Here is an 11136-nt window from a genome sequence, read left to right on the forward strand (position 1 = left end):
ACTATGAATTCACCGGGCCCGACGCCCTCGCCAAGGACTATGACGCGATGCGTCCGGCCTTCACGGAGACGGGCACGCCGCGCCTGCCGGTCGGTCTCAATCTCGCCGCGCAGTTGTTCTGGCAGCAGAAGCGCTTCCCGGCGGAGTTCGCCAAGGCCGCCGCGATCCTGATGTACCCGCAGTACTGGGCGTTGCGGCTGACCGGTGTCGCCGCCAATGAAGTGACCTCGCTTGGCTGCCACACGGATCTGTGGAGCCCATGGAAAGCGGATTTTTCGTCGCTGGTCGACAAAATGGAATGGCGCCGCCTGATGGCCACGGTGCGGCCGGCGAAGCACCGCCTCGGCCCGATCTTGCCCGCCCTTGCCAAGCTAACCGGGCTCGATCCGCAGACGCCGGTATTCTGCGGTCTGCACGATTCCAACGCCTCGCTGCTGCCGCATCTCCTGTCGGACAGACCGCCTTTCTCCGTCGTCTCGACCGGCACCTGGGTGGTGTCGATGGCCGTCGGTGGCAACAAGATCGCGCTCGACCCGGCACGCGACACATTGGTCAACGTCAATGCGCTCGGCGATCCGGTGCCGTCGGCGCGCTTCATGGGCGGCCGCGAGTTTTCGCTGCTGACCGAAGGTCAACCGGAAGACTGGAGCGAAGAGGATGTTGAGGCGGTGTTCGCCAGGACAGCTCTGCTGCTGCCGGCAACGCAACAGGGTTCGGGGCCGTTTCCGCACCACACTGCCGCATGGCTCAACGCCGACGGCATCAACAGCGGCCAGCGCTTTGCCGCCATCTCTTTCTACCTGGCGCTGATGACCGCGACGTGCCTCGATCTGATCGGCGCCGACGGCCCTGCTATCGTCGAAGGCCCATTCGCCCGCAACCGGCTTTTTGTCAGCATGCTGGCGGCAGCAACGGCGCGTGCCGTCATTGCGTCCGAGGCAGCGACCGGCACCAGCATCGGCGCTGCCTTGCTGGCGTCCGACCAAAGAACGGTCCAAGGCAAAGGCGAAAGGATCGAACCGCCAGCCGGTCCAGCCTGGGCAAACTATGCGCGCTCGTGGCGTGCGGCGGTCGAGGCGCGAGGCTGATCACAAAATCCGCTTGCCGAAAGCCGACATGACGAAGTTGACGGTGTCTGTCGCAATCCGCGATTCCAAATCGGCGGTCAGGCCGGAAACATCCATCGACAACAGCCCGCCGGACAGCGCGATCGCCTCCATCGCCTGATGCGTTTCGCGCACAGTGATGCCGCCGGAGCCAGCCGCCCAACCGGTGAATTCGGTCACCTCAGGCGAATAGCTGACATGGAAGCCCTGCGTGCCGGAGGTGGCGATGCGGATCGCCTCGTGCATCAGGTCGCGCATGCCCATGGCGTCGATATCCGTCATGGTGAAGGCAGAGACGCGCGAATCCTTCAGTACCCGAGCCTCGGCCGGATCGGCATGGCGCAAACCGACTATGACGACATTTTCCGGCGACAGCTGCGGCTGCAGCGCGCCGGGCTTGTGATCGAGGCCGAGCGCCCGCGCCAGCACCGAACCTTCCGGCAGGTCGATGCCGTCCTCGTCCTCGGGCATCAAGGCGGCGATGGAGTCGATCCAGATCAAACCGAAGGAGTGTGTCGCCCGCGCGGTCGTCGTCAGCGCTCTGTGGGCGACGCGCCGGTCACTGCCGGCGGTGAGCCGGATCAGGCCGGACGGTGGCCGCTCGATATCGGCCAGTTCGACCACATCGAAATTCATTGCCTCCAGCCGGGCGCCGGTCGCTTCCCGGGCCAGTATGCCGGCGGCAGCCGGTTCGGCTGATATCGACACCATCTTGCGGCCGGAAAAATCCTCGACGTCGTGCATCGGGGCCTTTTCGACATATTCCGAGGTCATCGCCAGCAGCATGGCGCCATAGCTCATACGGAAGGCGACACGGTCGCCGACGGCGGGTGGCGGCTCGGCGTCGGTCACGTCGAGCAGCAGATGGTCACTGGAGGCGCCGAGCACCCGCACACCCTTGGCGATCGGGGTGAGCCCTTCGATCAACACGTCCTCGCGGCCGATATTGGCGATGGCACGCAACCTGTCGCCCTCGTCGGGAAACACTGGCTGGTTGCCGAAAGCGTCGTAGCCGGATTGGCCGATCGGCCGCGACGGCTTTAGCTTGACCTCGATGATGTCGCTGGTCAGGCGGCAGGCATCGGGTTCGAGTTCGGCCCACGGCGTCTCGCGGAAGGTTTCGACGCCGCCTTGCAATATCGCCTCGCCGACGCGCAGATTGTTGATGCCGGCGGGCAGCTTGCCTTCCAGCAGCAGCGTCAGCGACGATGACGCTCCGCCGGAAATCCAGTCGAGCCTTGTACTGGACAGCCGCTCGGTCTTGTAGGCGTGGGCGACGAGTTGCCCGAGATTTTCCTCGGTCGGCATGATGGCGCCGAAGCAGCCAAGATTGGTGCCGATGCCGGCGATACGCACGCCCCTGAGCGCTAGTATCTGCTCGACAGTGGGCACGAGATCGTTCGGCCAGATGCCTTCCCTAAGATCGCCGAGATCGATCATCAGCAAGATGTCGTGAACGCGGCCCATGCGCTCGGCGATGCGCGATAGCTCGCGGATGGTGGCGAGTTCAGACTGCAGGCTGATGTCGACGGTGCGCACCACCTCCTCGATGCGCGCCATCGGCGGGCTGCGCAGCAGCATGATCGGCGCATTGATGCCGCTGTCGCGCAGCCGGCGGATGTTTTCGAAGCGCGATTCGGCGATGCCGGCGACGCCGCCGCGCAGCATGGCGCGGGCTACCTGCGGCATACCGCAAGTGCCCTTGGTGACGCCGAAGACCTTGATGCCGGACAGGGCGCAGCGATCGACGATGGTGCGCGCATTGCGCTCGATGCGGCCAAGGTCGATGGCGACTTGCGGTCCCGACATTTTAGCCCCTGTAGACCAGCCCTTGCGGGTCGATCTCCGGGTTACGGCCGGCGACCAGATCGGCGAGGAATTTTCCGGAGCCGCAGGCCATGGTCCAGCCGACATGGCCGTGGCCGGTATCGAGGTAGAGGTTGCTGTAGCGCGCCCGGCCGATGACCGGCACCGAGTTCGGCATCATCGGTCGCAAGCCGGCCCAGAGCTCGGCCTTTTTCTCATCGAAGGCACCCGGGAAAAGCTCCTTGCCGGTCCTGAACATGGCGGCGAAATCGCTCGGCTTGTGGGTGCGGTCGAAGCCGGTGAATTCGGCGGTCGAAGCAAGCCGCAGCCGATTGCCCAGCCGCGAATAGCCAATGAGCTGATCCTCATCGGCGCCGCCCATGGTCGGCCCCTTGCTCTCGTCCTCCAGCGGCACGGTCGCGGTGTAACCCTTGACCGGATAGACCGGCAGATCGATGCCGTAACGGCGACCGAGCAGCCCGCTTTCCGGTCCCATCGATATGACCACGGCGTCGCCGGCGACCGGGCCGGTCGAGGTCATCACCGCACGTATCCGATCGCCTTCGATGTCGAGGCCTTCGACTGACGTGTCGTAGAGAAATTGAACGCCGAGTTTCTCGGCGGCATAGGCAGCGAGGTTTTGGGTGAATTGGCTGGAATCGCCGGTCTGGTCGATCGGCGAATAGACGCCGCCGGCTATTCTGTCCTTGGCCCCGGCAAGGCCGGGCTCGAGCTCGACCAGCCGATCGCGGCCGACGATCTCGATCGGCAGACCGTGTTGGGCGAGATAGCGGTAATTGTCGGTGCCGCTATCAAAACTCTGCTGCGAGCGGAAGAAATAGAGAATGCCCTTCTTGCGCTCGTCATAGTGAATGCCGGTGTCGGCCGAGATGGCGTTGATGCAGTCGCGCGAATAGAGCGCAAGGCGCAGCTTGATGTCGGTGTTGGCGCGCAAGCGCGCTTGCGTGCACTGGCGCAGGAAGCGCAGACTCCAGGCAAAGAAATAGGGATCGAAGCGCAGCCGCACCTTGATGCCGAGATCATGGTTGTAAAGCGCGCGCAGGAACGTCTTCAGCGCAGCGGGCGAGGCCCAGGCGGTGGCGTCGCCTGGCGACACCAGCCCGGCATTCGATTGGCTGGTGCCGCGCGCCGCCGCAGGGTGGCGCTCGATCACGGTCACCTCGTGGCCGTCGCTCGCCAGATAGTAGGCGGCCGCCGTGCCGACGACGCCAGCTCCGAGCACCAATATTCTCATGCCGCCCCCAAAAGTCTCACGCGGCCAAATGCGCCCACGCTTCGAGCCTAAGAACCCGGTCTCAGCCCCGCGACGAATTCTTGCTGGTCAGAATGCGCTCCCAGGCCAGCGCGTCGGCGACGATCCGGTCGAGGTCGTCGCGCTGCGGGGTCCAGCCGAGCTCGCGGCGCGCCAACTCCGAATTGGCAACCACCGCAGCGGCGTCGCCCGGACGGCGCTCGCCCATCCGCACCTCGAAATCATGGCCAAAGACGCGGCGCACGCTGTCGATCACCTCAAGCACCGAATAGCCGTGGCTGTAGCCGCAATTGGCGACGAGGCTCGTCCCGCCGGCGCGCAGCCGCTCCAGCGCCAGCCGATGCGCGGCCGCCAGATCGCTGACATGGATGTAGTCGCGCATGCAGGTGCCGTCCGGTGTCGGATAGTCGGTGCCGAACACCTGCATGAAGGGACGCTTGCCGATCGCCGTCTCGGCGGCGACCTTGATCAGATGCGTGGCGCCCGGCGTCGACTGGCCGGTGCGGCCCTTCGGATCGGCGCCGGCGACGTTGAAATAGCGCAACGCCGTATAGCGCAAGCCATGGGCGATTGCGGCGTCACGCAGCATCCATTCGCTCATCAGCTTGGACAGGCCGTAGGGTGATTCCGGCGCAAGTCGGGCATCCTCGCGCACCGGCTCCAGCCCGGCGCCGCCATAGACGGCGGCGGTCGAGGAAAAGATGAAATTGGGCACGCCTTCGCGCACCGCGGTCTCGATCAGCGTGCGGGTCTTGCAGGTGTTGTTCTCGTAATAGCCGAGCGGGTCGGCGACCGATTCGGGAACCACGATGGAGCCGGCGAAATGGATGATCGCGTCGACCTTGTTGTCGCGAATGATCCCGCCGACCAGATCCTTGTCGGCGACATCGCCGACGACGAGCTTTGCCTCGGGCGCCACCGCCCACTCGAAGCCGGTCGAAAGCCGGTCGAGGACGACGACGCTTTCGCCCGCGTCCAGCAGCTCCCAGACCATGTGGCTGCCGATATAGCCGGCGCCGCCTGTCACCAAAACCGTCATCCGCGTCCTCGCTGCTCAAGATTTATCGGAAACTGTCTCAACACCCGCCTTACTGGAAAGGCTGCCACTAGGCCATTAGTACCATTAGTGTCTGCGGTAACCAGTCTCATCGGCGCATGGCATCGTCCTGAAACAAAATTGATCCACATCAAGGGAATAGGCCATGATCCGTGGCCGTTAGGAACAGGCTTGGGGCGTGGCATTTTGACCAAAAAGGCCAAGTGGACGTCGAATAGGGCAATGATTATGATCCCACGCAAAAATTGGGAAGCCGAAATGAACTATCAGCGTTTCTTCGAAGACGCGATCGACCAGCTCCATGCAGAGCGTCGCTACCGCATCTTCGCCGACCTCGAGCGCATCGTGGGGAAATTCCCGCGCGCCATCTGGCGCGCCAACGGCCGCGCCCAGGAAATCACCGTCTGGTGCTCCAACGACTATCTCGGCATGGGCCAGCATCCAGACGTCATCGCGGCGATGCAGAATGCCGCCGGCAAGATGGGATCTGGCGCCGGTGGCACCCGCAACATCTCCGGCACCAGCAACCCGCTGGTCGAGCTTGAACTGGAACTGGCCGACCTGCACGACAAGGAAGCCGCACTCGTCTTCACCTCCGGCTTTGTCTCCAACGAAGCCTCGATCTCGACCATTGCGCGGCTCCTGCCCAACTGCCTGATCGTCTCGGACGAACTAAACCACGCCTCGATGATCGAAGGCGTGCGGCGTTCGGGCGCCGAGAAGAAGATCTTCCGCCACAATGACGTTGCCCATCTCGAAAGCCTGCTTCAGGCGGCGGGCCGCGAACGCGCCAAGCTGATCGTCTTCGAGAGCGTCTATTCGATGGACGGCGATATCGCGCCGATCAGGCAGATCGTCGATCTCGCAGAGCGCTACAATGCCATGACCTATATCGACGAGGTCCACGCCGTTGGCATGTATGGACCGCGCGGCGGCGGCATCACCGAGCGTGAAGGGCTGGCCGACCGTATCGACATCATCGAAGGCACGCTGGCCAAGGCGTTCGGCACGCTCGGCGGCTATATCACCGGCACAAGTGCCGTGATCGATGCCGTGCGCTCCTATGCGCCGGGCTTCATCTTCACCACGGCGCTGCCGCCGGCCATCGCCGCCGCGGCGACCACGTCGATCCGCCATCTGAAGCGCTCGCAGGCCGAACGCGACGCGCAACTGCGTCAGGCGACGCGGACCAAGCAGGTTCTTACCGCCGCCGGCCTGCCGGTGATGGACTCCGCCACCCACATCGTGCCGCTGCTCGTCGGCGATCCCGAGCTCTGCAAGATGGCCAGCGACCGCCTGCTCGGCGTCCACGGCATCTACATCCAGCCGATCAACTACCCGACCGTGCCGCGCGGAACCGAACGGCTGCGCATCACGCCGACGCCGTTCCATTCGGATCACCTGATCGCGGAGCTTCAGGATGCTCTCGTCGAGACCTGGGACGCTTTGGGCATACCCTATGGCTCGGCGGGCCGGCCGGCCGTGAGGGAAAGCGACCGCGTCATTCCGTTGCTGGTGCCGAAGTCCGGCGGGTGAAAGTCGCCTCAGGCTCCGGCACCCTCAAACACTTCTCATCCACTTCGCCAGCCGGTGCGCGGCTTCCTCGAGCTGGTCGAGGCGGCGGTGGAAGCACAGCCTGAGGAAGGCCTCGCCGCCGGGGCCGAAGGCGGTTCCGGGCGCCAGGCCGACACTGGCGCGATCGACGATGTCGAAGGCGGCGGCGCGTGAATCGGTGATGCCGTCGATCGCGAAGAACAGATAGAACGCGCCTTGCGGCACGGTGAAGCGTGCCCTGCCGGTCGCAGCCAGGATGCCGCAGACCAGGTCACGCGCCGCCCTCGCCCGCTCCACCTGCTCGACGATGAAGGCGTCACCTTCGTCGAGGGCGACGACCGAGCCGCGCTGCATGAACTGGGCAACGCCCGAGGTCGAATACTGGACCAGATTTTCGAACACCTGCTGCAGCGAAGGATGGGTCTTGATCCAGCCGACGCGCCAGCCGGTCATCGCCCAGTTCTTGGAAAAACTGTTGACGAACAGAATGCGATCCTCGTCGGCCATGATGTCGATGAAGGACGGCGCGCGACGGTCGCCGTAGTGGAACAGCGAATAGATCTCGTCGGCGATGATCCACAGGCCCCTTTCGCGGGCAAGGTCGAGGATCGCCTGCAGCGTCTCCCTGTCGGCAGTCCAGCCGGTCGGGTTGGACGGTGTGTTGACGAACAGCGCCTTCGTCCTTGGCGTGATCGCCGCCTCGATCTTGTCGACGTCGCAGGACCAGCCATTGCCGGACTGGTCGAGCGTGACAGCGACCGGGATGGCGCCCGCCAGGCTGGCGGCAGCGGCGAAGTTGGGCCAGGCCGGCGACAGATAGACGACCTCGTCGCCATTGCCGGCGACCGCGTCGAGCGCCAGCTGGATAGCGTGCATGCCCGAACCGGTGACGATGAATTCTTCCTCGGCGAAACTCTTGCCGAAATGCCTGACGTAATAGCGGGCGAGCGCCTGCCTCAGCTCGGGGATGCCTTTCTGCCAGGTATAGAAGGTCTCGCCGCCGGCCAGCGCGCGGGAAGCGGCATCTGTGATGAAGGTGGGCGTCGGCAGGTCGCCCTCGCCGGCCCAGAGCGGGATCATGCCGTCGCGGTCGCGGCCGCGGTTCATGACGGCGACAATGCCGCTTTCCGGCGCAGCCCGGGCCTCGGCGCGCAAATTCTCGATCAGGGTCATGGATAGATCCGTTTTCGTCTTCTGGACTGCTAGCGTGTTTTACGACAGGCGAAAATAGAAAACCCCGGCCGAAAACGACCGGGGTTTTGGTCCAGAGATCTTGCCCCTGCGCTATTTCCTGGCGAGGAGATCGCGAATTTCGGTGAGGAGCGCAACATCGGCCGGCGGCGCGGCAGGGGTGGCGGGCTTTTCAGCTTCTAGCCGCCTGCGCAGATTATTGACCGCCTTGACCATCAAGAAGATGATGAAGGCGAGAATGATGAAGTTCAGCACCACGGTGATAAAGCTGCCATAAGCGAAAACGGCGCCCTGTTTCTTGGCATCCGCCAGCGACGTGGCATTGACGGCAGAGGACAGCGCGAAGAAGTAATTGTTGAAGTCCAGTCCGCCCAAAATTGCGCCCACGATCGGCATGATGATGTCGTTGACCAGCGAATCGACGATTCTGCCGAAGGCAGCGCCGATGATGACGCCGACGGCCAGGTCCATCACGTTGCCCCTGGAAATGAACTCCTGGAATTCTTTCAGCATTCCACCCTCCTTGTCATGACGGGGCCGTGCTGCCGCTCTACCGCGCCTTTCGGCACCGGCCCACAGGCAAGATAGCAAAAACCTGCGGTTGCAGCATGGGCAAATGACCGGTTTCCACCGGCCAAATTCCCGAAGCCGCAACCATGCTGCGCCGAAAGCCGCGATGGACTTGATCGCCAAGCTGTGATTGCGTCTCAGCCAGGCCGGATGCAAAACCGGTAAGGGAGGATTATCAAGCCGTGCAGGGCTGGTTCATCGTCATCATCGCGATAGCCTATGTGACGTTGCTGTTCGTCATCGCCAGCCTCGGCGACCGGCGCTCGGCGGCATCCGGGCCTGGCCAGGCCCGCCCCTTCATCTATGCGCTCAGCCTGGCGATCTACTGCACATCCTGGACCTTCTTCGGTTCGGTCGGCCTTTCCTCCGAGCGCGGCCTCGAGTTCCTCGGCATCTATACCGGACCGGTGCTGGTATTCGTGTTCGGCTTTCCGCTGCTTCATCGCATCGTCAGGCTGGCCAAGACCGAGAAGATCACCTCGATCGCCGACTTCCTCGGTGCCCGCTACGGCAAGAGCTTTACCGTTGCGGCGATCGCCACGCTGATCGCGACGATCGGCGCGGTGCCCTATATGGCGCTGCAGTTGAAGGCGATTTCCGGCTCGGTCAGCCTGATGGTCGAGCATTATACCGGCTCGCCACCCTCCTTCGATCCTTTCGTCAGTGACATCTCGCTGGTCGTTGCCATGCTGCTTGCGCTGTTTGCAGTGCTGTTCGGCACGCGCCACGCCGACGCCACCGAGCACCAGGACGGGCTGGTGCTGGCGGTGGCGGTCGAAACCGTGGTCAAGCTGGCCGCCTTCCTGGCGATCGGCCTGCTGGTGATCTTCCTGATCTTCGGCGGCCCAGGCGATATGGTCGACAAGCTCGCGGAGAATCCGCAAGTTCAGCAAGCGATGGGCTACAGGACGTCGCTCGCAACCTGGCTGGTGCTGACGTGTTTGAGCGGTTTCGCCATCATCATGCTGCCGCGCCAGTTCTACGTCACCATCGTCGAAAACCGCAGCGAGGCCGAGCTGCGCACCGCGACATGGGTGTTTCCGCTCTATCTGGTGGCGATCAACCTTTTTGTGCTGCCGATCGCGCTCGCCGGCCTGGCGCTGGTCGGCACCAGGACCAGCAGCGACCTCTACGTCTTGTCGCTGCCGCTGCTCAGCGGCCACGATTTGCTGGCGATGGCGGCCTTCATCGGCGGCCTGTCCGCGGCGACCGCAATGGTGATTGTCGAAAGCGTCGCGCTGTCGATCATGATCTCCAACGACCTCGTCATTCCGCTGTTCGTGCGCCGCCTGCTCAGGACCACGACTTCCGAGAACGAGGACTGGTCGGCGCTCATCCTCAACGTGCGGCGGGCGGCGATCTTCATCATGCTGTTCATCGCCTTCCTCTACTATCGCGAGAGCACCGACAGCGCGCGGCTCTCCTCGATCGGCCTGATGTCCTTCGCCGCGATCGCGCAGTTCGCGCCGGCATTGATCGGCGGTTTGATCTGGCGCGGCGCCAACGGCAGGGGTGCTGCACTCGGCATGGTCGCCGGCATCGTCGTCTGGGGCTACACGCTGCTGCTTCCGTCGCTCGTCGCCTCCGATACCGGCATCGTCGTGCACGGCCTATTCGGTTTCGAAGCGTTGCGGCCGCAGGCACTGTTCGGCACCGTCGCCGAGCCGCTGAACCATGGCGTCTTGTGGAGCCTGTCGATCAACACCCTGTTCTTCGTGCTCGGCTCGCTGTCGCGCGCGTCGGTGCCGCTGGAACGCATCCAGGCGTCGATCTTCGTGCCGCGCGAGGCGAGCCCGATGCCCAGCCTGCGCCGCTTCCGCACCACCGTCACCGTCAATGGCCTCAAGGACACGATCGCGCGTTATCTTGGCGTCGAACGTACCGAGCGGTCCTTTCAGACGTTCGAAGAGAGCAGTGGCGTTTCGTTGCACGGCAACGAGCAGGCCAGCATGGACGTCATCCGCTTCTCCGAGCAGCTTCTGGCGAGTGCCGTCGGCTCCTCCTCGGCGCGGCTGATCCTGTCGCTGCTGCTGCGCCGCAACGACCGCGAATCCAAGGATGCCTTCCGCCTGCTCGACGACGCCACCGAGGCGCTGCAGCACAATCGTGACCTGTTGCAGATCGCGCTCGACCAGATGGAACAGGGCATTACCGTCTTCGACAGGGATTTCCGGCTGATCTGCTGGAACCGCCAGTATCGGGCGCTGTTCGACCTGCCCGACGAGATGGGCCAGGTCGGCGTCTCGCTCGATCGCATCCTGCGCTACCTTGCCGAGCGCGGCGACATTCCGGCCGACCAGAGGGTGGCGATGCTCAACCGCCTCACCAGTTTCGTCAGCCCCTGGCAGATGGAGCTGAAGACCAGCGGCCGCATCCTGGAGTTGCGTTCCAATCCGATGCCGGACGGCGGCATCGTCGCCACCTATGCCGACATCTCCGGACGCGTCGAGCAGGATCTGGCGCTCAAGCGCGCCAATGAATCGCTGGAACAGCGCGTCAAGGACCGCACCGTCGAACTGACCCGCGTCAACGAGGAGCTGGCACAGGCGCAGATGCTGGCCGAGGAGGCCAATCTCGGC

At 64.1% G+C, this 11136-nt stretch carries 8 protein-coding genes; 3 read left to right on the forward strand and 5 right to left on the reverse strand.

The features are described 5' to 3' along the window. A partial coding sequence (locus EOB36_RS30965) for an FGGY family carbohydrate kinase (protein ID WP_128286365.1) occupies positions 1-1088 on the forward strand: 1088 nt, incomplete at its 5' end. Here the strand turns inward: EOB36_RS30965 and EOB36_RS30970 are convergent. The 3 genes from EOB36_RS30970 to galE all read right to left on the reverse strand — a co-directional run bounded on the left by EOB36_RS30970 (position 1089) and on the right by galE (position 5224). Then, positions 1089-2915: an alanine racemase gene (locus EOB36_RS30970; RefSeq protein ID WP_128286366.1), complete on the reverse strand. Its 1827-nt coding sequence runs from the start codon at positions 2913-2915 to the stop codon at positions 1089-1091. A 1-nt stretch (position 2916) separates the two neighbouring features. Beyond that, entirely contained in the window at positions 2917-4167 is a 1251-nt protein-coding gene (locus EOB36_RS30975) for a D-amino acid dehydrogenase (protein WP_128286367.1), read from the reverse strand. A 61-nt stretch (positions 4168-4228) separates the two neighbouring features. Next, a complete protein-coding gene (gene galE, locus EOB36_RS30980; protein WP_095488033.1) occupies positions 4229-5224 on the reverse strand; it encodes a UDP-glucose 4-epimerase GalE in 996 nt (331 codons plus the stop codon). Positions 5225-5500: 276 nt separating this feature from the next. Between galE and hemA the strand changes: the two genes are divergently transcribed. Then, positions 5501-6778, forward strand: coding sequence for a 5-aminolevulinate synthase (gene hemA, locus EOB36_RS30985; RefSeq protein ID WP_095488094.1), 1278 nt, complete (start codon positions 5501-5503; stop codon positions 6776-6778). A 24-nt stretch (positions 6779-6802) separates the two neighbouring features. Here the strand turns inward: hemA and EOB36_RS30990 are convergent, their stop codons facing one another. Next, on the reverse strand, positions 6803-7969 hold the full coding sequence (locus tag EOB36_RS30990; protein ID WP_095488031.1) for a pyridoxal phosphate-dependent aminotransferase: 1167 nt from the start codon (positions 7967-7969) through the stop codon (positions 6803-6805). A gap of 111 nt (positions 7970-8080) precedes the next feature. Further along, complete coding sequence (mscL, locus tag EOB36_RS30995) at positions 8081-8500, reverse strand: large conductance mechanosensitive channel protein MscL (protein WP_095488029.1); 420 nt, start codon at positions 8498-8500, stop codon at positions 8081-8083. Positions 8501-8739: 239 nt separating this feature from the next. On the opposite strand from mscL, the gene EOB36_RS31000 reads away from it, so the two are divergent. Further along, the coding region (locus tag EOB36_RS31000; protein ID WP_128286368.1) for a PAS-domain containing protein at positions 8740-11136 on the forward strand (2397 nt) is incomplete at its 3' end.

It is taken from the genome of Mesorhizobium sp. M6A.T.Cr.TU.017.01.1.1 (assembly GCF_004023115.1).
GTDB classification, from domain to species: Bacteria; Pseudomonadota; Alphaproteobacteria; order Rhizobiales; family Rhizobiaceae; genus Mesorhizobium; species Mesorhizobium mediterraneum.

What these genes read in the sequence shown, in the direction of transcription:
- EOB36_RS30970 (WP_128286366.1), bottom strand. Translation starts at nt 2,915, where the DNA reads ATGTCGGGACCGCAAGTCGCCATCGACCTTGGCCGCATCGAGCGCAAT.
- EOB36_RS30975 (WP_128286367.1), bottom strand. Translation starts at nt 4,167, where the DNA reads ATGAGAATATTGGTGCTCGGAGCTGGCGTCGTCGGCACGGCGGCCGCC.
- galE (WP_095488033.1), bottom strand. Translation starts at nt 5,224, where the DNA reads ATGACGGTTTTGGTGACAGGCGGCGCCGGCTATATCGGCAGCCACATG.
- hemA (WP_095488094.1), top strand. Translation starts at nt 5,501, where the DNA reads ATGAACTATCAGCGTTTCTTCGAAGACGCGATCGACCAGCTCCATGCA.
- EOB36_RS30990 (WP_095488031.1), bottom strand. Translation starts at nt 7,969, where the DNA reads ATGACCCTGATCGAGAATTTGCGCGCCGAGGCCCGGGCTGCGCCGGAA.
- mscL (WP_095488029.1), bottom strand. Translation starts at nt 8,500, where the DNA reads ATGCTGAAAGAATTCCAGGAGTTCATTTCCAGGGGCAACGTGATGGAC.